Annotated in this window: 22 protein-coding genes; 21 read left to right on the top strand and 1 reads right to left on the bottom strand. The window is 32.5% G+C overall.

Going from position 1 to position 21,760, the window contains the following annotated elements:
- Positions 1–211: 211 nt before the first annotated feature.
- From SPJ17_RS01550 to SPJ17_RS01450, 21 genes are all read left to right on the top strand, one after another.
- Positions 212–589, top strand: coding sequence for a hypothetical protein (locus SPJ17_RS01550; protein WP_321092079.1), 378 nt, complete (start codon positions 212–214; stop codon positions 587–589).
- Complete coding sequence (locus tag SPJ17_RS01545) at positions 589–1,077, top strand: hypothetical protein (protein WP_321092077.1); 489 nt, start codon at positions 589–591, stop codon at positions 1,075–1,077. Before SPJ17_RS01550 ends, SPJ17_RS01545 begins: the two co-directional genes overlap by 1 nt.
- A 10-nt stretch (positions 1,078–1,087) precedes the next feature.
- Positions 1,088–2,347, top strand: a complete 1,260-nt coding sequence (locus tag SPJ17_RS01540) for a M28 family metallopeptidase (RefSeq protein WP_321092074.1) — start codon at positions 1,088–1,090, stop codon at positions 2,345–2,347.
- Between the two features lie 187 nt (positions 2,348–2,534).
- A complete protein-coding gene (locus tag SPJ17_RS01535) occupies positions 2,535–3,104 on the top strand; it encodes a Maf family protein (RefSeq protein ID WP_321092073.1) in 570 nt (189 codons plus the stop codon).
- Complete coding sequence (dusB, locus tag SPJ17_RS01530) at positions 3,088–4,065, top strand: tRNA dihydrouridine synthase DusB (RefSeq protein ID WP_321092071.1); 978 nt, start codon at positions 3,088–3,090, stop codon at positions 4,063–4,065. The genes SPJ17_RS01535 and dusB overlap by 17 nt, the downstream gene beginning before the upstream one ends.
- Positions 4,066–4,268: 203 nt before the next feature.
- Positions 4,269–4,877 (top strand): TetR/AcrR family transcriptional regulator, encoded by a 609-nt coding sequence (locus tag SPJ17_RS01525; RefSeq protein ID WP_321092070.1) that lies wholly within the window; start codon positions 4,269–4,271, stop codon positions 4,875–4,877.
- A 16-nt stretch (positions 4,878–4,893) separates the two neighbouring features.
- Positions 4,894–6,408: an MFS transporter gene (locus SPJ17_RS01520; protein WP_321092069.1), complete on the top strand. Its 1,515-nt coding sequence runs from the start codon at positions 4,894–4,896 to the stop codon at positions 6,406–6,408.
- Between the two features lie 58 nt (positions 6,409–6,466).
- Complete coding sequence (locus tag SPJ17_RS01515; RefSeq protein ID WP_321092068.1) at positions 6,467–8,068, top strand: glycoside hydrolase family 36 protein; 1,602 nt, start codon at positions 6,467–6,469, stop codon at positions 8,066–8,068.
- Positions 8,061–9,497, top strand: coding sequence for a hypothetical protein (locus tag SPJ17_RS01510; RefSeq protein ID WP_321092067.1), 1,437 nt, complete (start codon positions 8,061–8,063; stop codon positions 9,495–9,497). Before SPJ17_RS01515 ends, SPJ17_RS01510 begins: the two co-directional genes overlap by 8 nt.
- Before the next feature lie 56 nt (positions 9,498–9,553).
- Positions 9,554–11,029, top strand: coding sequence for a UDP-glucose--hexose-1-phosphate uridylyltransferase (gene galT, locus SPJ17_RS01505; RefSeq protein ID WP_321092066.1), 1,476 nt, complete (start codon positions 9,554–9,556; stop codon positions 11,027–11,029).
- A gap of 165 nt (positions 11,030–11,194) precedes the next feature.
- Entirely contained in the window at positions 11,195–12,358 is a 1,164-nt protein-coding gene (locus tag SPJ17_RS01500; RefSeq protein WP_321092063.1) for an aminotransferase class I/II-fold pyridoxal phosphate-dependent enzyme, read from the top strand.
- An 18-nt stretch (positions 12,359–12,376) separates the two neighbouring features.
- On the top strand, positions 12,377–12,832 hold the full coding sequence (locus SPJ17_RS01495) for a nucleoside deaminase (RefSeq protein ID WP_321092062.1): 456 nt from the start codon (positions 12,377–12,379) through the stop codon (positions 12,830–12,832).
- Position 12,833: 1 nt separating this feature from the next.
- Positions 12,834–13,106, top strand: a complete 273-nt coding sequence (locus SPJ17_RS01490) for a hypothetical protein (protein ID WP_321092060.1) — start codon at positions 12,834–12,836, stop codon at positions 13,104–13,106.
- Position 13,107: 1 nt separating this feature from the next.
- On the top strand, positions 13,108–14,031 hold the full coding sequence (locus SPJ17_RS01485) for an ATP-binding cassette domain-containing protein (protein ID WP_321092058.1): 924 nt from the start codon (positions 13,108–13,110) through the stop codon (positions 14,029–14,031).
- Positions 14,024–14,818 carry an ABC transporter permease subunit gene (locus tag SPJ17_RS01480; RefSeq protein WP_321092055.1) on the top strand — a complete coding sequence of 265 codons (795 nt, stop codon included), beginning with the start codon at positions 14,024–14,026 and terminating at the stop codon, positions 14,816–14,818. The genes SPJ17_RS01485 and SPJ17_RS01480 overlap by 8 nt, the downstream gene beginning before the upstream one ends.
- 114 nt (positions 14,819–14,932) lie before the next feature.
- Positions 14,933–16,210 (top strand): serine--tRNA ligase, encoded by a 1,278-nt coding sequence (gene serS, locus SPJ17_RS01475; RefSeq protein WP_321092052.1) that lies wholly within the window; start codon positions 14,933–14,935, stop codon positions 16,208–16,210.
- A gap of 34 nt (positions 16,211–16,244) precedes the next feature.
- A complete protein-coding gene (locus SPJ17_RS01470; RefSeq protein WP_321092051.1) occupies positions 16,245–16,550 on the top strand; it encodes a DUF898 family protein in 306 nt (101 codons plus the stop codon).
- A 190-nt stretch (positions 16,551–16,740) separates the two neighbouring features.
- Positions 16,741–17,682 (top strand): mechanosensitive ion channel family protein, encoded by a 942-nt coding sequence (locus tag SPJ17_RS01465; RefSeq protein ID WP_321092049.1) that lies wholly within the window; start codon positions 16,741–16,743, stop codon positions 17,680–17,682.
- A gap of 45 nt (positions 17,683–17,727) precedes the next feature.
- The gene (locus SPJ17_RS01460; protein WP_321092048.1) at positions 17,728–19,497 is read left to right on the top strand and encodes an ABC transporter ATP-binding protein; all 1,770 of its coding nucleotides are present in this window, start codon (positions 17,728–17,730) and stop codon (positions 19,495–19,497) included.
- A gap of 81 nt (positions 19,498–19,578) precedes the next feature.
- A complete protein-coding gene (locus SPJ17_RS01455) occupies positions 19,579–20,055 on the top strand; it encodes a hypothetical protein (protein WP_321092046.1) in 477 nt (158 codons plus the stop codon).
- A gap of 95 nt (positions 20,056–20,150) precedes the next feature.
- Positions 20,151–21,314: a class I SAM-dependent rRNA methyltransferase gene (locus SPJ17_RS01450; RefSeq protein WP_321092045.1), complete on the top strand. Its 1,164-nt coding sequence runs from the start codon at positions 20,151–20,153 to the stop codon at positions 21,312–21,314.
- Between the two features lie 114 nt (positions 21,315–21,428).
- Here SPJ17_RS01450 and SPJ17_RS01445 read toward each other — a convergent pair.
- Positions 21,429–21,760: hypothetical protein (locus SPJ17_RS01445; RefSeq protein ID WP_321092044.1), on the bottom strand; the 332-nt coding region annotated here is incomplete at its 5' end.

Below are 21,760 nucleotides of genomic sequence, written 5' to 3'. Positions count from 1 at the left end.
CCAAGCTGCTAGGCAAAAGTGATGTTTAGCCTTCAGTTTTTTTAATTTCTATAAAACTTCTCAAAAACGAAAGATACTTCTAAAAAAACTTTAGCTGTTTTTGTTATTATTTTGTCCTTATATATGACAATATACGACACTATATTTACGACATAATTCTTGACGTATATTATTAATTTTGCAATAATTAGTATAAGTGAGGTGGATTCTTGTGGAAAATAATGAAGGCGTTAATTTATTGATGGTAGAATATGAAGAAAATGTAAATGTCGTCGCTAAGATTAATACTGAGCTTTGTAAGATGTATGGTCTTGAGCATTATTTAACAGAATTTTCTTCCAATTTAATAACCGCATTAAATCAATATAAAAGATTTGTTCTTCTTATGAATGAAAGAAAAAAATTCGTTGAAGGCTTATTAGATTTTTCTAATGCTTGTATTGAATTCTTTGAAAAAAATAAGGATGTAAATAAATCTAGTCATGATGCTATTGTTGAAAAGATGAACAATTTAATTAAAACGATGAATGTAATTAATGATCAAATCAACAATAATTTCCAAGACTCCGTAAAGGACTATTTAAAATAATGAAATATGTAATCAGAATAAAGGCAGTATCCGAATGTATGAGAATAAGAAGAGCTGCCTTATGTTATCTTAAACTAGAAAATCATACCTATGATATCCATAGGGAAATACATCCATTAAAGAAATTTAAATCCATACAAATTATAGATTCTAATATTATTGTGGATGGATATAGGGAAGAACTTAAAATTGGAGAAGAGGTATATTTTTACAAAACGAATATCGTAGATAATGGTATGGAAGCTACATCGGAAGAATTGGTCTTAGGTGCTATGATTATACCTATAGATAGGAGTATGGAAGATAATTATTTAAATATAATAGAAAAGAATGAGTCAATAGACGAGTGGAAGGGTGAGGCATTCTATTTACTTGGTATGATGTATGAATATGATTATAAGGATGATGATCGCGCTTCTTTGTGGTATTTAAAGGCAAAGGAATCAGGCTTTAATTTTGGTTTGTTCAATATGGATAATATAAGTTAAGGGAGGATATATGAAAAACTATCACAGCTTTAATTTTTTAAAGAATATTTATTTTGTAAGAACTGGTGGAAGTATAGAAGAGGAAGTGGCAGCACATTTAATTAAAGAGGAAATAGAAAGATTGGGTGGTGCTGCAAATATAGAAGAATTTTTGGTTGATGCGGCGAACATTAAAGAAGAAAAACTCGTATTTGATGGCAAGTATGAAATCGAATGTAAGGGCTCTGGCTATAGTGGAAATACTAAAATAGAGGGCGTTACAGGGGATCTAGTCTCTATTTCTTCCATAGAAGAATTAAAAATGACGAATTTATGTAATAAAATCATTTTAACACCAGGAAAAAGAGTTCAATATCAAGCCTATATGAAGGCTATAAAGGAAAAAGCGTTAGGTTTTATCACAACTACAGGAGATGTATATAAAAATAATAAGGATGTCGATTTAGATCCTTATTTAAATCGAGAGCCTTATTATAAGGAAGGCTATATTCCAACAGTAATGATAAGAATGAAGGATGCTGAAAGAATATTAGAAAGAGGCTATAAAACGGCAAATTTAACCTTAATTTCAGAGGATTTCAAAAGAAATTCTAGAAATGTAGTAGCTGAAATTAAGGGTGAAATAGAAGATGAGATTATTACATTTACAGCACATTATGATAGTGTTGCCTATTCTAAGGGAGCATATGATAATGCCACAGGTGTAATTACATTATTACAATTACATGAATATTATATGAGAAATAAGCCGAAAAGGACTTTGAGGTTTATTTGGTGTGGTAGTGAAGAAATGGGCCTACTTGGAAGTAAGGCCTATGTAAATAGCCACGAGGATGAGCTTGAAAAAATAGTATTAAATATTAATGTAGATATGGTTGCGGTAACTCTAGGCTATGATATAGCCTGTGTTACAGGTGATGTAAGCATTATTCATAATATAGAATATACATCTAAGGAATTAGGCTTCCCTATTCATGTATACCAGGGAGTGTATTCCTCAGATTCAACTCCTTTTGCAGATAAGGGAATTCCATCGATTTCCTTTGCAAGACTTGCTAAGCAGGGTGGGGCTACGATTCATTCCCATAATGATGTGATAGAAAGATTGAGTGAGCCAAATTATATTAAGACCTATACTTTCATTATAAATTTATCTGAAAGATGGATAAATGCGGCATATTTTCCGATTGAAAGAAAAATTCCTGAGAATATGAAGGATGAATTAGACTATTATTTACTTAGAAAAATAAGGCCAGAAAAGAAATATTAAGAAGGAAAGAATATAGTCACGTAGGAATAGTGCATAAGCATGATGTCTTTGTTACCAAATTGTGGCTCTACACAAAATGAATTTTGAATGCTTAATGTGGGTTATACCATTAAGCTTTTCTTTTTCTCTTTACAAATTTAAAATTACTTATATAATTTAAATGCTTAAGTAAGAACGAGGTAGAATTATGAAAAGTATTATTTTAAAAAGTCAATCTCCAAGAAGAAAAGAACTATTATCGAAAATGGGATATGAATTTACAGTTAAGGTTTATGATTGCGATGAGACAATGGATAAAAATAAAACTCCATTTGAAAATGTAAAGAATCTTGGATTAAAAAAGGCATCTATTAACAAAGAAGAGGATTATGGTGCTATTCTAATTGGCTGTGATACCATTGTTGTCTTAGATGGAAAAATCTATGGAAAGCCAAAAAATGAGCTTGATGCATACCATATGCTAAAGGCATTATCTGGCAAGAAGCATGAGGTAATGAGTGGACTTGCGGTTATATATAAGGATTATGTATATAATCTAACAGAGGTTTCGGAGGTATATTTTAAAGACTTAAGCGATAAAGAGATTTATGATTATATTGCTACTAAGGAATGCTTTGGCAAGGCTGGTGCCTATGCCATTCAGGGCTTAGGTAGAAATTTAATTGATCATTATGAGGGCTCATTAAATAATATTATTGGACTTCCAACGGAACAGCTTGAAAAGATTATAGGTGAAATTAATGGAATGGAAGATTAGAGATATTGTAATACCAAATCAATTAGTCTTAGCTCCTATGGCAGGAAATACAAATGAGGCCTTCCGCATCATTTGTAAGGAAATGGGCTGTGGGCTTGTGATGGCAGAAATGGTATCGGATAAGGCTATTGGCTTTAAAAATGTAAAAACAATAAAAATGACAAAGGTAAATCCTATAGAACATCCAATATCTATGCAAATCTTTGGGGCGGATATAGAATCCTTAGTCAATGCTGCGAAATTTATCGATTTAAAGAGTGACGCAGACATTATTGATATTAATATGGGATGTCCTGTAAATAAGGTGGCTAAGAAGAGTGGTGCTGGTGCATCCTTGCTTCAAGACCCCAATAAGGTCTATGAAATTGTAAAATCTGTAGTAGAGGCAGTATCTAAGCCAGTTACGGTTAAAATTAGACTTGGCTGGGATAGTGATCACATTAATTGCGTTTTAATTGCAAAGCTATGTGAAAAGGCAGGTGCCTCTGCAATTACCATTCACGCAAGAACGAGAGCCCAAATGTATTCTGGCAAGGCGGATTGGGAATGGATTAAAAAGGTCAAAGAGGCAGTATCTATTCCTGTAGTTGGTAATGGAGATATTGTAGATATTGCATCTGCAAAGAAAATGCTTGAATATACCGGATGCGATGCGATCGCTATCGCAAGAGGAGCCTTAGGTAATCCTTTCCTATTTAGAGAAATAAAGGCTGCATTAGATGGAAATGATATTCCGCCAAGACCAACCCATGAGGAATTATATGATACAATCGTAAAGCATTATCATTTATTATTAGAGCTTAAGGGAGAGCATCTTGCGATGCTTGAAATGAGAAGCCATGTGGCTTGGTATTTAAAAGGGATGCCAGGGTCTAGTAAGATAAAGGATGAATGTAATCATCATACAAATTTTGATGAGGTATTAGCTATATTAAGAGATTATTTAAATGTTCAAGAATAAGAGGATTGACGGAAAACAAGTCAATCTTTTTTTGTTTTAAAACACCATACGAAAATTTTCGTAAAACTTTCAAAAAATTTTCAATTTCTTTCATGTTGTATTGCTTTAAAAATGTGGTATCATTGAATTGTGATAGGCTCACTATCACATTGATAGAACGACTTCGAAAATTGAGATTGTTATAAAAAAAGGGGATGATGAAAATGAATAAAATGAAGGATAAAGCAAAGGAATTCATCATTGATGAGGCTTGCAAAATGTTCCTTAAGAATTCCATTGCAAAGGTTACGATGAGTGACATTGCAAAGGAAGTAGGAGTAGGAGATGCAACAATGTATCGCTACTTTGGCTCAAAACAAAAAATCATTATGGGAGTTGCAGTCAAGCTTGCAAAAGAGGTTTATGAAAAATATACCAAAAATGATGAAAATAAAACAGGTTTTGAAAGAATAAAAGATTTCTATTATACATATCTTGATGTATTTAAGACCAATAATTCCTATTTTTCTTTTATTAGAGAATTCGATGCATTCTTCTTAACAGAAGCTAAGGAAAAGATTGATTATGAATATGAAATTGATCTATTCAAGAATAAATATATAGAAGCATATGTTTGGGGTGTGCAGGATGGTACAGTAAAAAGAATAGATAATGTTGAATTATTCTACTATTCTACAACACACGCTTTATTAAATCTTTGCAAGACTTTATCTTATAGTGGTGTATTAGTTAGCCAAGATGAGAAAACCTCGAAAGAGGATGAAATTAAGGCATTAATCGACATTATTCTTTATCGACTAAGTAATAAATAAAAAAAGGAGAACAAAAATGAGAGAAATAAAAAGACCTTCCAAAAAAGAGATGTGGTTTTACGCATTAGGCCAATTAGGTTGGTCAATTTTAGGTGGATTAGTATCAAATCTATTAGTTAATTATTATTTACCAGATTCAACAGGTGGAGGAATTAGAACATTCATTCCGCAAACAGCTATTTTTTTGGGATTAACCATTATTGGTTTAATTACTGCATTCGGTAGAGTATTTGATGCGGTTACAGACCCAATTATTGCGAATTTCTCGGATAACTGTAAAGCAAAGAAAGGAAAGAGAATTCCATTCTTAAGATGGGCAGCATTACCATTTGCTGTTGTTACTGTATTAGTATTCTGTGCAACATTCAGCAATGAAGGATTAAATGTTGCGTGGTTATCCATTTTCTTAATGCTATTCTATTTAGGAATGACTGCTTATTGTACACCATTTAATGCTTTATTACCTGTTTTAGGTCATCAGCAAGAGGATAGAATGAATCTTTCCACTTATATTTCATTGACTTATATTGTTGGTACGGGTGTTGCTTTTGGCGCTAACATTATTTGGACAAAATTAGCAGAAATTACCGGTATGGATTATTATTTAGCTGCTAAATTAGTCATTGGTGCTGAGGCAGCAATCGCATTAATTTGCATGTGGATTCCTGCATTTGGTATTAAAGAAACAGATTACAATATTGAGCAAAATCAGAATGATAATGCATTTAAGGCATTGGGTAAAACATTCAAGAATAAGCACTTTAGATTATTTGTTATTTCTGATATTTTATATTGGATTGGTATTACTATTTTTAATACCGGGTTCTTATATTATGTTTCTAATTTATTAGATTGCTACGATTGGTATATGTTATTATTCATTTTTATGACTTTAGTGACATTTGTATGCTATATTCCAGCAAACATTTTAACAAAGAAATTTGGAAAGAAAAGAATGGTAATTGCAGGATTTATTGCATTCGCTGTAGCATTTGGTGTTTGTGCACTTGCAGGAAAGATTTCATTTATTCCTAATTTGGTATACGGATTCATTATTTGTGTATTTGTAGGTGTTCCTCTTGCTATCTTAGGTGTAGTTCCACAGGCAATCGTTGCGGATATTGCAGAGCAGGATTATATTAAGACAGGTGAAAACCATGATGGTATGTTCTATGCTGCTCGAACATTCGCATTTAAGCTTGGTCAGGGTCTTGCCATGATCATCTTTACATCGCTTGCCGTTGTTGGTCAGTATGAAACAACGAATGCTAGAAATGAAGTGGTTACCATGAATACAGGCTTAGGCTACAGAATTTCATTAATTGTTGCATTAGTATTCTCCCTCTTAGCAGCAGTAGTTATCCTATTCTACAAAGAGAAGGATGTTATGAAGACTATTGAGGAAGCGCACTTATTAGAGGGCACTTCTATAGATAGTGCAAAAATTGAAGAAGCAAAAGCTGTATCTTCAACAAAAGAGCCTGCTATAGAGGTAGCTCAAGAAGAAGATACAATTCAAGAAGAAGAATAGTTATAATAAAGGGTAGAAATCTGTAAAGAGATTTAAAAATTAAAAGGGGTAAAAATATATGAAATTAACATATTCTATAAAAGGAGTTCTCTTTCAAACCGACGTATCGAATGATGTTGTTGAAATCCATGTAGCTACTAAGAAAAATAGAACTACAGTTGTATTAAAAGCTAAAAAAGATATTAAAATTGAATCTGCGGAAATTAAAGAGTCATATACATATGATCCAGAAGATTTAATCTTTGTTAATGGCTATCAATCATGGACAGACACAAAGGAATTTACTGTAAAAGAGAATTTAAAAAATATTTATAAGATGCCAAAGTTCTTAGTAAATATGTTCTCTTTTGATAAATATGGTGATGCTCATATCAAAAAATACCGCAAGGGTGTATTACATGGATTTGATTATTCCTATATTCGCGGTAAAAAGCCACTATTTATTGGTACATACAATTCCAAAAATGCTTATTTAATTATTAACCATGAAGTAAAGAACAATCAAATTGTTTTAGAAGCAGATTGTAAAATCTCTTTAAATCAGGATGAGGAATTTACCATCTTTGATTATGCAATGGTTTATGGAGATTTAGATACAACATTAAACGCATTCTTCCCTAAAAAGATGAAGGAGAAGAATATCTTTGGATATACCTCTTGGTATAATCATTACCAAAATATTACAGAATCCATTATTTTAGATAATCTTTTAAATATTGACTCGAGATTTGATTTATTCCAAATTGATGATGGCTACGAGCAATATGTTGGAGACTGGCTAAAGGTGGATAAGGTAAAATTCCCGAATGGACTTGATGGAATTTGTAAGCAAATTCTATCTAAGAACGTTACTGCAGGTATTTGGCTTGCACCATTTGTTGCAGAGGAAAAGAGTGATTTATTTAAGGAACATCCCAATTGGTTCTATAAGGATAAGGATGGTAATCCTGTAAAATGTGGATCCAACTGGAGTGGATTCTATGTATTAGATATTTATAATGAGGAAGCAAAGGCTTATATTGTAGAATGCTTAAATCATTATAAGGAAATGGGCTTTAGATTCTTTAAGCTAGATTTCTTATATTCTGTTGGAATGATGGAAAGAGAGGATAAGACTAGAGCTCAAATTACTGAGGATGCATATAATATTATTGTAGATACATTAAAGGATTGCCAGGTTTTAGGTTGTGGTGCAATCCTATCGAATTCTGCAGGTAAGTTTACTTATTTAAGAATCGGACCAGATGTATCCTTAATCTTCGATGATGTTTGGTTTATGAAATTCTTCCATAGAGAAAGAATTTCTACTAAGGTAACAATACAAAATACAATCTATAGATCTATTTTTGCAAGAAGCCTATTCTTAAATGATCCAGATGTATTCCTATTAAGAGATGATAATATTAGCCTATCTTTAGAACAAAGAGAGGCTCTAGCTACAATAAATGCATTATTCGGTAATGTATTAATGACATCAGATAATCTAAGAGATTATGATGACAGAAAAAAGGAAGTATTAAATCGAATTTTACATATCTATCATGATGCAACAAATAGAAGATATAGTAGAAATGGAGATTTCATTCATATTTCTTATATGCTCGATGGTGAGGAGATAAATAAGGTATATGATACAAAACGAGGGGTTTTCAATGACTGATAAGACAAGTGTAATTTTTGGCAATTCAATGGATAAAAAAACAATCAAAAAGGCCATAAAATCAAAAAATAAATATCTAAAAAAATATGGTGATGATTCAAATAAGGATTATAAGCTAGGATTTGAACCAATTCCTACATTAGATTATATGGGATGTCAAAATCTTGTATTTAAGGATAAGGTAGAGGATTTAGGCGAAAAGCCATTAATCGTTGGAAATATCCGTATGGGCTTTGGTCACTATAGAATTTCTATTGCGATGGCATCCTGCGCAAAAGCACTAGGCTTTACACCCTATTGGTTAAATTTAGCTGGCTTTGATGCAACAGGCTCTAAGATGATTCAAGAACAAAATGCCCTATATTCTATGGCATCTCGTCTATCTCAAAAATCTCATTTATTTAATCATTTCTTCTGGGAACCATTAAATAGTGAGGGCTTCCGTCAGATCACATATAATGCAAAGGACCAAAAGAATTCTGAATTATTAGCTCCAATTCTAAAGAGTCTTCCAAAGGATACTCCATATATTGCAACACATGTATGGCCAAGTCAGGCTGCCATTCATGCAGGTATGACGCATGTTGTAAATGCAATTCCAGATAACTGGCCTATGGCCCTCCATTTATCTGAAGGTGCTATTCATACTGTGCAAACTCCATTTGCATATTTTGGCTACAAAATGATGAATGGATTTGCTAAAACTCCACTTAAGGGAATTCCAGAGGGTGAAATCCAAATGGTTGGAAGATATATTGACCATGAGCTTTTAGTTCATCTAGAAGAGGATAATCAAAAGAGAATTGAAAGAGTAACTAAGGGTGGTCCTGTAAGAATCCTACTTACGGTAGGTGGGGCTGGTGCTGGCTTTACTATGTTCTTATCTATGGTTGAACATTTAATCCCTTATGTTAAGAAAGATAAGGTTGCATTATTCATTAATTTTGGTGATCACCAGGATGTATATGAAAAGATGCAAAAGAAGATGAATGTAGAGGATAAGACTTATTTCAATAAATATAATGAATTCAAGGAATTTGTTAAGACCTTAAGAGGTGAGGATACACATGGCGTATATGCCATCTGCAATAATGATATTTTTGAGGCAGTTTACGCAACAAATTTATTAATGCCTGAATGTGATATTTTAGTAACTAAGCCTAGTGAGCTTTCATATTACCCAATTCCAAAGGTATTCATGAGACATATTGGTGGACATGAGGTATATGGTGCAGTGAACTCAAGTGAGCTTGGTGATGGTACTTTCGAGTGCCCAACAAAAAATACAGTAAATGCTATGCTTGATCGCTTACTTTCGGATAGCGAATTATTCGTTCATATGTGTAAACGTATTGACGAACTAAAGAAAACCGGTTATTATGATGGTGCATATAAGTGTGTTAAGCTTGCAGCTGGTATAAAGGAATAAAAATGAATTACCTGGTATAATGCCTAGGTATATCCAAATAAGGAAAGGTGAAAATTGTGATTTATTCTTATATTAATGGTTTAGTGAATTATGCAGTAGAAAAGGGTTTAATTGATGAATGTGATTCTATTTATGCAAGAAATAGAGTTCTAGCATTATTAAAGCTTGATGATTATAAGGAAGAGGATGTCTTAAAGGTAGAGCTATGTGAGCTATTAAAGGGCTTATGTGATTATGCAGTAGAAAAGGGTTTGATCAATGATTCTATTACGGAGCGTGATATCTTTGATACAGAGATAATGGCTATATTCACAGATAGACCATCTACTTTAATAAAGAAATATAATGAGCTGTATAAAAAGGATCCGGTACTTGCAACCGATTGGTATTATAATTTCTCTTGTAATACAAATTACATTAGAAAAGATAGAATTGCTAAGGATGTAAAATGGAAGACAGAAACAGAATATGGTACATTAGATATTACAATTAATCTATCAAAGCCTGAAAAGGATCCTAAGGCTATTGCAGCCATGAGAAATGCTAAGGTAAGCCAATACCCTCTATGTCAATTATGTAAGGAAAATGAAGGCTACTTAGGTAGATTAAATCATCCTGCAAGAGGAAACCATAGAATTATTCCACTTTCTATGGAAGGAGAAGATTTCTATTTACAATATTCTCCTTATGTATATTACAATGAGCATTGTATTGTATTTAATAAAATACATAAGCCAATGATTATTGATAAGCCAACATTAAGAAAGCTTTTATCCTTTGTAGATTACTTGCCACATTACTTTGTAGGCTCTAACGCAGACTTACCTATTGTTGGTGGTTCTATTTTAGCTCACGAGCATTTCCAAGGTGGACATAACCATTTCGCAATGGAGGATGCAAAGCCAATTTATGAATTTACTGTAAAGGGATATCCGAATAGTAAGCTTGCGATTGTAAAGTGGCCACTATCTGTAATAAGAGTTTATTCGAATAATAAGGATGAGGCTGCAAATTTAGGTGAGCATATCCTAAATACATGGATGAATTATTCCGATGAAGAAGTATCTATTTATGCTTATACAGATGGCATAAGGCATAATACAATTACTCCAATTGTACGTAAAAAGAATGGCTTATATGAAATGGACTTAGTATTAAGAAATAATCTTACTACAGAGGAATATCCTTTAGGATTATTCCATCCACATCCAGAATACCATAATATAAAGAAGGAAAACATTGGATTAATTGAGGTCATGGGCCTTGCAATCTTACCTGCAAGATTAAAGAAAGAAATCCAATTGGTAGAAGAAATACTACTTGGTAATAAAGATATTACAGAGGAAACAGAAAAGCATAGAGCCTGGATTGATTCTTTAAAGAAGAAATATACATTTACAAAAGAAAATGTAGATTCTATCGTCAAAGAAGAAATTGGTAAAACCTTCGGTAAGATACTAGAAAATGCCGGTGTTTATAAAATGACAGATGAAGGCATTGATCATTTCATTAAATTTACAAAAGCACTTTAAAATACGATTCCTTGAGTGCCTATAAAGGTATGTACTCTTTATTATTTCATCGACCGCACAAAATAGTTTTTTAAAAGTTTTAAAGCTAAAGCATGAATGCGCTTTGGCTTTTTCCTTTTACAAACATTTAAAAAAATGGTATATTATAATTCAGGTGAGATTATTATGAGGTTTTCTAATTTAATGGATACCTTTAGTGAGGGTATTTTTGCAAATTTAAATAATAAAAAGCTTGCGCTTGAGGCAAAAGGGAAAAAGGTCTATGACCTATTTGTTGGTACACCTGATTTTAAGCCAGACGATTCTATCTTATCCGCAATGAAGAAGGCATTAGAGGATCCCAATAATATAAAATATTCTTTACATGATATGGACATTTTAAAGGATAGATTCATTAAGCATTATAAGGATAGATTTCAAGTTTCCTTAAACAAAAATCAAATTATGACGGTAAATGGTACACAAGAGGGTATGTGCCATATTGGAATGCTTCTAGCAAACCCAGGGGAGTATTGCTTACTTCCTGACCCTGGGTATGTCGCATTTACTGCCTCAGCTAAATTTGCACGATTAAATATTATTACCTACCCTTTGCTTGAAGAAAATGATTTTATGCCAAGGCTAGATTTATTAGATCCAAGTATATTAAAAAAGATAAAATATGTCATAATATCATACCCATCAAATCCAACAGGTGGAGTTATCAATAAGGAAAGATATATTGAGATTATCGAATTAGCAAGAAAATATGGATTTATTATCGTAAACGATAATGCATATTCTGATATTATCTTTGATCAGAATGAATCTTTTTCCTTTTTATCCTTACCTCATGCATTTGAGGTGGGCTGTGAATTTTATTCCCTATCGAAATCCTATAATACTACAGGAGCGAGAATTTCCTTTTTCCTAGGAAGTGAAGAGATTGTATCTAAATTTAATACCTTAAGAAGTCAATATGATTTTGGTATGTTTTATCCAATACAATATGCAGCTATTCAAGCATTAGATGTAGATAAGAATATTATTGAAGCCCAAAGAAAAGAATATGAATTAAGAAGAAACACTTTATGTGATGGCCTATCTTCCATAGGATGGAAGGTAAATAGAAGTAAGGGCACAATGTTTGTGTTTGCAAAGATTCCAGATAAATACGCAGATTCCCTAGAGTTTGCAGAAGATTTATTAGAAAAGACAGGCGTCCTTTGTACCCCAGGGTCTGCCTTTGGCACTTTAGGTAAGAAATATGTTCGTTTTGCGCTTGTAAAGCCTGTAGAAGAATTGCAGGAAATCATTCGCATTATTGATGAATCCGGTATTTTAAAATAAATAGAAGGAAGTGATATATTGAACAAATATATGTTTGTTGCAATTGAAGAGGCTAGATATGGTATCCACCATGGACATGGCGGTCCCTTTGGGGCAGTTATTGTAAAGAATGGAGAAATTGTTGGCCGTGGCCACAATCAGGTAATCTTAAATAATGATCCTACCTGTCATGGTGAGATGATGGCGATTCATGATGCTTGTAAAAGATTAGGCACATTTGATTTATCTGGTTGTGAAATTTATACAACTGGAGAGCCATGCCCTATGTGTATGGGGGCTATTTTATGGGCAAACCTCGATAAGGTATATTTTGGATGTAATGTTATAGACACAGAGGATATTGGCTTTAGAGACAATAAATTCTATAACCGAACAGAAGAAGAAAGGCAGCAATTTTCCATTTGCCTTGATCGAGAGGAATGCCTAAAGCTTTATGAGGAATATAAGTCTATAGAAGATAAGAAGGGATATTAAAATGAAAAAGCTCTTTGTTAACCATTGGAAAGAATTAGCAATTATTTGTGCATATATAATCGTTGGATGCTTAGTCTATGGTGTTTGGTTTAATCATCTATGGCATAAGTGGTACATTAATTTAATTACTGTTTTTGTGATTATCGCAATTGGAGTGGTTATTGGTTTTTTCTACATTCGAGGAATGGATAAGGAAAAGCATGAAAAAGAAAATATAATTGAAGAAAATGGTAGTGCAGAAAATAATGTATCACCATTAGAAAAAGGGGAATAAAATGGAAGAGGTTATATTAAAAGCAGAAGGAATCGTTAAAACCTATAACGGCAATAGGGTATTAGACGATTTAAGTATGACCATAAATCGAGGCGACATTTATGGCTTTGTTGGTGAAAATGGTAGTGGTAAAACCACAGTAATTCGAGTTGTAACGGGATTAATTAAATTTGAAGCAGGTAGTTATCAATTATTTGGTATAGATTCTAAAAATCCTGAAGTTTTAGAGGCTAGAAAAAAGATTAGTGCGATCGTTGAATCTCCATCTATTTATACAAATATGAACGCTAAAGACAATCTACGCATGCAGTCTATGATTCTAGGAATTCAGGATGAAGGAAGAATTCAGTGGGCCTTAGATATTGTTGGCTTAAGGGATTTATACGAAAGCAATAAGCTTGCAGGCAATTTCTCTTTAGGTATGAGACAGCGCCTTGGTATTGCGATGGCGCTTTTATCTCAAGCAGAATTCTTAATTTTAGATGAGCCATTAAATGGTTTAGATCCAGAAGGTATTGTTGAGGTAAGAAATCTAATTTTAAAATTAAACAAGGAATTTGGAATAACATTTTTAATTTCTTCTCATATCCTAACGGAATTATCCTTAGTTGCTACAAAATATGGAATTATTTCAAAAGGCCACCTTATTAAAGAAATAACAGAAGAAGAATTAAAGAATCAATGTGAAAAGTATATTAAAATTGAAACGACGGATAAAAAGGCGATTTATGATGCCTTACTATCTCTTGTAGATAAAGAAAACATTAAAGAATTTAACAATGGATATATCATTCCTGGGGATATTGAATATTCAAGTGTTTTATCTCATTTACAGGGATTACCTATTACAGCAATCAACACAGAAACTACCTCCATTGAGGATTATTATTTGAGAATTATTAAGGGAGGTAGAGAAAATGCTTAATTTATTAAAGGCGGATTTTTTCCGTGTTATAAAAGATAAGATGTTTATGATTTTATCTATCATTTGTGTTGCAATTTCTGTTGTTATACCTATAGCAATATTTGGTTTATTCTCTTTAGTTACAGAGGGCAGTGTACCCTTAAGAGATAGCTATTCCGCATTAGAAGTTACAGATTCTATTGCAAGTCCTTTTTCTACTTTTGGTTTAATTCTCATTGTCTTTTTACTTGTTTTATTAGGAAAAGATAATAACACCTTAAGAAATAAGGTCATTGTTGGTAAATCTAGAAGTGAAATCTATTTTTCTAACACATTATTAACATTACTTCTTTATTTAGGATTTATGCTTGTTCATTTAATCATAACCTTTGTCGTTTCCTTGATATTCTTTAAATCAGGCATAGATAGAGCAAATATAGGAGATTTCATTGTTGGTGTTTTGTTAAAAATATTAGGATTTGCAACTGTAGCTAGCTCTATTATTTTCTTTGCATCCGCATTTCATAATGTAGCTCCTGGTATTATTTTTTCGATATTGCTAGGTAATTTGTTTTATGTTGCTGGTACAATTGCAACAAGCTTTATATATCCAGAAATGGCAGAAAGCACAATGAACACAATTAAAATTCTTACTTATGTAGATTATCCATATTCTATTGGATTAACATTAACTGCGGTTTCACAGGGCGCAATATATTTAGTGCCATATTTGACATCGACAGTAGCTTTTAGTGCTTTATTTATTGGTTTTGGTTATTTAATTTTCAAATACAAAGATTTAAAATAAGAAAGGGACTCCTGCAGGGAGTCTTTTCTTTTCGAATTATTGAAATTTTAAAGCAATGTGATATAATTACACTAGTTTATCTAAAACATATGTTTTAGAGAAAAGAGGAGAAATATGTTAGATATTAAATTTGTTAGAGAAAATCCTGAAGTTGTAAAAGAAAACATTAAGAAAAAATTCCAAGATCAAAAGCTTCCTTTGGTTGATGAAGTAATTGATATTGATGCAAAAATTCGTTCGCTTAAGGTAGAAGGTGAAAACCTAAAGGCACAAAGAAATACATTATCTAAGCAAATCGGTCAATTAATGAGAGAAAAGAAGATTGATGAGGCTAATGAGATAAAGGCATTAGTTTCTAAGAATAATGAAAGAATTGCAGAAATTGATCCAGAAATTGCAAAATTAGAAGAAGAATTAAGAAATAGAATGCTTGTCATTCCAAACATTGTAGACCCATCTGTACCTGTAGGTAAGGATGATTCTATGAATGTAGAAAACCAAAAATATGGTGAGCCAGTAGTTCCACCATATGAAATACCATATCATTCCGATATCATTCAAAAATTCAATGGATTAGATAAGGAATCTGCAGGAAGAACCAGTGGAAATGGATTCTATTATTTAGTTGGTGATATTGCAAGATTACATTCTGCAATGCTATCCTATGCAAGAGATTTTATGATTGATAAGGGCTTTACATATTGTATTCCACCATTCATGATTCATTCTGATGTTGTTAATGGTGTTATGTCCTTTGCTGAAATGGAAAATATGATGTATAAGATTGAGGGTGAGGATTTATACCTAATCGGTACATCTGAGCATTCTATGATTGGTAGATTTAAAGGACAAATCATTAAAGAATCTGATTTACCTTTAACACTTACAAGCTATTCTCCATGCTTCCGTAAGGAGGTTGGTGCTCATGGTATTGAGGAAAGAGGAATCTACCGTGTACATCAATTCGAAAAGCAAGAGATGATTGTAATTTGTAAACCTGAGGATTCTATGGAATGGTACAATAAAATGTGGAGCTATACAGTAGAATTCTTCAGAAGCCTAGATGTACCTGTACGTACACTTGAGTGCTGTACTGGTGATTTAGCTGATTTAAAGGTAAAATCCTGCGACGTTGAGGCTTGGTCTCCAAGACAGAAAAAATACTTTGAGGTTGGCTCTTGCTCTACCTTAGGTGATGCCCAAGCAAGAAGATTACAAATTCGTACAAAGGGTGAGAATGGTACTTATTTAGTTCATACACTAAATAATACAGTACTAGCTACACCAAGAGGATTAATTGCTGTACTTGAAAATAATTATAATGAGGATGGCTCTATCAATATTCCTAAGGCATTACAGCCTTATATGGGTGGAAAAACGATCATTAAATAATTAATACAAATATATTATACGAGGAGGCTTTAGAATGAACGAATCATATTTTGATGGAGGATTACTTCAAAAAATTGGTTGGCAAATTCTAGGTTTTCTTGTTACAGTACTTACAATAGGTATTTGTTTCCCATGGGCAGTTTGCATGGTTAAAAATTGGGAAATAAAGCATACTGTAATAAATGGAAAAAGATTAGAATTTGATGGCAAAGCTGCTCAACTTTTTGGTAATTGGATTAAATGGGTATTATTATGTTTAATTACTTTGGGTATTTATAGCTTCTGGTTGAGCATCAGTATGAAAAAATGGATAACAAAACACACCCATTTTGCTGAATAATCTAATGAGTGCCTAAAAAGAAAACTACGAAGGGGCTGTAGAAAAACCTAGGTTTTGAAAATTCGTTCATTACCTAGGTTAACAGCCTTTTTCTTTTGTCCTTTGTTACATTTGAAAGTGTTTTGTATTTGATAAATTTTATAAATGTTGTTATAATTCAATAGTACGTTTTTATGAGGAGGTTGTTATTTTGAATCCATTATTTATAAAGCTTTTTGAAGCGACAACAACTGTAGTAGAAACAACTACAGAAGCTACAACTACATCAACTGCGGCTGTAGAGGAAGCATCCAAAATAACCTGGGCAGATATTTGGAATAAAATCTTAGATTGGTCTATACACCAAGGTGTCCGATTATTAATTGCTTTAGTTCTTTGGTTTGTTTCATTTAAATTAATTAATTTTATATTTAAAAGAATCGCAAGAAGTCTTGCTAGAACGAAGGCAGATGCTACCTTATCTAAGGTATTATTGAACATGGGTAGAATTGCACTGAAAATTCTAGTAATGATTGGTTTAATTGCCTATGTTGGAATTGAAACTGCGTCCTTATCTGCATTAGTACTTGCTATAGGTACAGGTATTTCCTTAGCTTTACAGGGAACATTATCAAATTTTGCAGGTGGTGTAATTATCATAGTAATGCGACCATTTAAGCTAGGCGATTACATTACATCGAATGGAGAATCTGGTACAGTAGAGGATATTAAATTATTCTACACCTATATTACAACTCCAGATAACCGAGTTGTTATGATTCCTAATGGTTCTTTAGCCAATAATGTCATTGTCAATGCTTCTGCGAAGGACACAAGAAGAGTCGATGTTGTTATGTCTATAAGCTATTTAGCCGATGCAGAGCTTGCAAAAAGACTTGCGAAAGAGGTTTGTAGTAATAATGAAAAAATCTTTGCAACTCCAGCTCCATTTGCAGAAATTGGTGAATATGCCGATTCCTCTGTTGATATATTCGTAAGATGCTGGTGTAACCGAGAGGATTATTGGGATACAAAATTCTATATGCTAAGAGAGATTAAAAATGTATTTGATCAAAATGGCATTGAAATTCCATTCAATCAATTGGATATCAATATTAGAAATGATTTACCAGAAGCAAAAGAAGACAAATAATGGCCTTTCTTTCATAGATCATTTCTTATCTTTTAAGGAGGTTATATGTTAAAAAGATTTATCAGATATTATAAGCCCTATAAGGGCATGTTTACACTAGATATGACGGCATCCTTACTTATTGCAGTCATAGGTATGGTATATCCTGTTTTGACAAATATGATATTAAGAAATATCGTTCCGGATTCTACCTTAGAGGAAATGAGAAAGATTACGCTTATTATTCTTTTGGGTGCTATATTAGTCGCTTGCTATTTCATCAGAATGGGACTTAGATATTTTGTACAATATTATGGTCATGTCATTGGCGTTAAGATGCAAGCGGATATGAGACGTGAAATGTTTTTGAAGCTAGAAAAATTACCTTTTTCTTATTATGATGAGCATGAAACAGGTAAAATTATGTCTAGAATGACAAATGATTTAATGGATGTTTCTGAGCTTGCTCACCATGGACCTGAAAATTTCTTTATTTGTGGTATTTCCTTAATATTATCCTTATCCTATTTATTTTATTTAAATTGGATTTTTGCCTTAGTTATTTTAGGTTGTGTTCCATTACTTGTAATTATTACATTACTTGTAAGAAAAAGAATGCGTGATGCCTTCATGGAAACAAGAAAGAATGTTGCTGAAATTAATGGTGCATTAGAATCCTCTATTTCGGGTATTCGTGTAACTAAGGCATATACAAACCAAGATAAGGAATTAGAAAAATTCGAGGTAGGCAATAAGAATTATGTAAAATCTAGGTCCTATGCCTATAAGGCCATGGGAATTTATTCTTCAACAACAACCTTTGTTACAGACCTATTTAATGTAGCCTTATTGGTTGGTGGTGGAATACTTGCTGCCTACGGTATGATAGATATCCCAGAATATGTAACCTTCGTTGTTTCTGTTTCCCTATTCATTTCCCCGCTTACCACACTAATTAATTTCGTAGAACAATACCAAAATGGTGTAACAGGCTTTAGAAGATTTGTTGAAATTGTAGATGAGGAAGAGGAAAAAACAAAGGAAAATGCGAAAGCTTATGATACCCTAAGAGGAGAAATCGAATTTCACGATGTATCCTTCGGATATCATAATAAGGATTATAAGGATGATATAGAATACCAAGAGGAGAAAAAGGAAGTATTATCCCATGTTTCTTTTAAGCTAGATGTCGGAAAAACGATCGCCTTAGTTGGTCCATCTGGTGGCGGTAAAACAACAATTTGTCATTTAATTCCAAACTTTTACCAGGCGACAGAGGGTTATATTTCTATTGATGGTATTCCCATAAATGAAATAACCTTTGATTCCCTAAGAAGAAATATAGGTATAGTACAGCAGGATGTATTTCTATTTAATGGCTCTATTAAGGATAATATTTTATATGGTAAGCTAGATGCTACTATGGATGAGGTTATACTTGCAGCTAAAAGAGCCAATATCCATGATTATATTACCTCACTTGAACATGGGTATGATACTGAAATTGGTGAACGTGGTGTAAGATTATCTGGCGGTCAAAAACAAAGATTATCTATCGCAAGAGTATTTTTAAAGAATCCATCCATATTAATTCTAGATGAGGCAACAAGTGCCTTAGATAATGCAACAGAAATTATGATTCAGGACTCTTTGGATGAATTATGTAAGGGTAGAACAACAATTATTGTTGCTCATAGATTATCTACCATCAGAAATGCAGATGAAATCTTAGTTGTTATGGATGGAACAATTAAAGAGCGTGGTACACACGAAGAATTATTACTTTTCGATGGCGAATATAAAAAGCTATACTTAGCTCAATTTAAGAATAGATAATATACGCATCTTAAGCGTCGCTTAAGGTGCTTTATTTTTCTTTTAATGTATATTATAATTAATATAAATGGAGGATGGCTTATGGCTTGCTACAAACGATTTAACAATTTAAAAAAGATTTCATTAGATGACCTATATAATGGGAATCCTACCGCCTTAGAACATTTAAAGGAAAATATTTTTAATGTTGTAGATATAGAGGCTCCCGTCACTTTAAATACACTAAAGGCTCGCCTAAGAGAAGCCTTTAATGTAGCTAAAATATCACAAAAGGCATTAGATATTATTATGGAGGATATAAAGGAATTAGGCTTAAAAACAACAGATAATTTATATGATATTGTCCTTTGGCCTAAGGAGGGAATATTTGATGTTACGGAATTGAGGGAGGGAGACCGCTTAATTTATGATATTCCATATCAAGAAATGGTACTATTAGCCAGAAGTATAAATAAGAGTGGAGAAGAATTATATAGAAGCATTCTTGAGCATTTCAATTTACAGGTATTAACAAAGAAGGCTTTCGATTATTTATCCTTTGTTGAAAAGAAAATGTAACAATCCATTTTGGATTGTTTTTCTTTCTAGAGTCATTCTTTTGTTTGCTTTTCGTTTTTGGGTATTATAAAATTTAAAGTAAGGGAAGTGGTTTAATGCTAAAGGTTATATTAAATAAGCATGAAGAGGATAATATATTTAGTGGTTATCCTTGGGTATTTAATAATGAAATCATTAATTTTGAAGGTGTTATAGAAAATGGTAAGGTTTGTAGTGTATACACCTTTGATCATAGATTTGTTGCTTATGGTTTTTTAAATACAAATTCAAAGATAATGGTAAGAATATTATCCTTAGATGAACATGAGGTCATTGATAAAGAATTCTTTAAAAAAAGAATTGCTTATGCAATAGAGCATAGAAAGAATTTAGGATGGAGTGCTACTAGATTAGTATTTAGTGAGGCAGATTTCCTGCCAGGTCTTATTGTAGACAAATATGGGGATTATTTATCTGTGCAGTTTATGTCCTTAGGTATGGATATGATAAAAAAGGATATCGTAGATATCTTAGTTGAATTAACTGGTTGTAAAGGTATATATGAACGTAGTGATATGCCTGTAAGAGAAAAAGAAGGATTAGAACAAATAAAAGGATATCTTTATGGAAAATTTGATCCTAGAGTAGAAATTGTAGAAGATGATATTCATATGATAGTGGATATGGAAAATGGTCAAAAAACTGGATATTTCTTAGATCAAAAGCTAAATAGAGATATCTTAAGATTATATGCTAAGGACCAAGAGGTATTAGATGCATTTTCTAATGTTGGTGGCTTTGCATTACATGCTTGTAAATATGGTGCAAGGCATGTAGATGCATGTGATATATCCCAAAGAGCTTGTGATGAAATTATGGTAAACGCAAGGCTCAATGGCTATACCCAATTAAATACAATTTGTACAGATGTATTTGATTACCTACATAAAGAAGAAATTAAGAATAAGTATTCCGTTATCGTTTTAGACCCACCAGCATTCTCTAAAACAAAGGAATCCATAAAGAAGGCCTATAGAGGCTATAAGGAAATCAATATGCAGGCCATGAAGATTATTAAATCTGGTGGATATTTATTAACCTTTAGCTGTAGCCAGCATATGACTCCAGATTTATTCATGCAAATGGTAAATGAGGCAGCTCATGACGCTAAAAGAACAGTACAGTTCTTAGACTTTAGGATTCAATCACCAGATCATCCGGCATTACTTCAAGCAGAAGAGCAGCTTTATTTAAAATGTATGATATTACGAGTAAAATAAAAACGGGTCGGTCCGTTTTATTTTTTTATTAGTAAATTTAAAATCATGATGGGAATAGTACTATAACTACAAAAATCCTAGGGCTGCCTAGGATAATATATTTAGTTAGAAGTATTATTTCTTTTTCTTTTTATTGTAAATATCGATTGGTACAAATTTAGGTTTGTCACAATGAGGACAGTAGCTTATAGGATAAGGACCGCTATCCCAACATTCTTCAATAATGTCATATGGAGCTTCCTCTTCAAAGTCGCATTTAAGACATTTCATAATGACAGTTTCTTCGTAAGAATCTTTATCAAGTTCATCTATAAAAAATTGTCTATCTTCAATTGGAATTAATTCTAATGTTTTTTCAATATTAATTATTGGCATTGGCCCAATAGGAGTTAGAAGCTCTCTAAGTTTATCAGCTTCCTCCTTATCATCATTCATCTCAGCTTCAA

The organism is Anaeroplasma sp., assembly GCF_034179385.1.
Classification (GTDB): domain Bacteria; phylum Bacillota_I; class Bacilli_A; order Acholeplasmatales; family Anaeroplasmataceae; genus Anaeroplasma.
Note: the sequence above shows the minus strand (reverse complement) of the source record. Positions and strands in the feature narration are given on the sequence as shown.

Coding starts and splice junctions, on each gene's coding strand:
- SPJ17_RS01455 (WP_321092046.1), top strand. CDS start 19,579: ATGGCTTGCTACAAACGATTTAACAATTTAAAAAAGATTTCATTAGAT.
- dusB (WP_321092071.1), top strand. CDS start 3,088: ATGGAATGGAAGATTAGAGATATTGTAATACCAAATCAATTAGTCTTA.
- SPJ17_RS01510 (WP_321092067.1), top strand. CDS start 8,061: ATGACTGATAAGACAAGTGTAATTTTTGGCAATTCAATGGATAAAAAA.
- SPJ17_RS01460 (WP_321092048.1), top strand. CDS start 17,728: ATGTTAAAAAGATTTATCAGATATTATAAGCCCTATAAGGGCATGTTT.
- SPJ17_RS01515 (WP_321092068.1), top strand. CDS start 6,467: ATGAAATTAACATATTCTATAAAAGGAGTTCTCTTTCAAACCGACGTA.
- SPJ17_RS01540 (WP_321092074.1), top strand. CDS start 1,088: ATGAAAAACTATCACAGCTTTAATTTTTTAAAGAATATTTATTTTGTA.
- SPJ17_RS01545 (WP_321092077.1), top strand. CDS start 589: ATGAAATATGTAATCAGAATAAAGGCAGTATCCGAATGTATGAGAATA.
- SPJ17_RS01525 (WP_321092070.1), top strand. CDS start 4,269: ATGAATAAAATGAAGGATAAAGCAAAGGAATTCATCATTGATGAGGCT.
- SPJ17_RS01480 (WP_321092055.1), top strand. CDS start 14,024: ATGCTTAATTTATTAAAGGCGGATTTTTTCCGTGTTATAAAAGATAAG.
- SPJ17_RS01470 (WP_321092051.1), top strand. CDS start 16,245: ATGAACGAATCATATTTTGATGGAGGATTACTTCAAAAAATTGGTTGG.
- SPJ17_RS01520 (WP_321092069.1), top strand. CDS start 4,894: ATGAGAGAAATAAAAAGACCTTCCAAAAAAGAGATGTGGTTTTACGCA.
- SPJ17_RS01485 (WP_321092058.1), top strand. CDS start 13,108: ATGGAAGAGGTTATATTAAAAGCAGAAGGAATCGTTAAAACCTATAAC.
- SPJ17_RS01490 (WP_321092060.1), top strand. CDS start 12,834: ATGAAAAAGCTCTTTGTTAACCATTGGAAAGAATTAGCAATTATTTGT.
- serS (WP_321092052.1), top strand. CDS start 14,933: ATGTTAGATATTAAATTTGTTAGAGAAAATCCTGAAGTTGTAAAAGAA.
- SPJ17_RS01450 (WP_321092045.1), top strand. CDS start 20,151: ATGCTAAAGGTTATATTAAATAAGCATGAAGAGGATAATATATTTAGT.
- SPJ17_RS01535 (WP_321092073.1), top strand. CDS start 2,535: ATGAAAAGTATTATTTTAAAAAGTCAATCTCCAAGAAGAAAAGAACTA.
- SPJ17_RS01500 (WP_321092063.1), top strand. CDS start 11,195: ATGAGGTTTTCTAATTTAATGGATACCTTTAGTGAGGGTATTTTTGCA.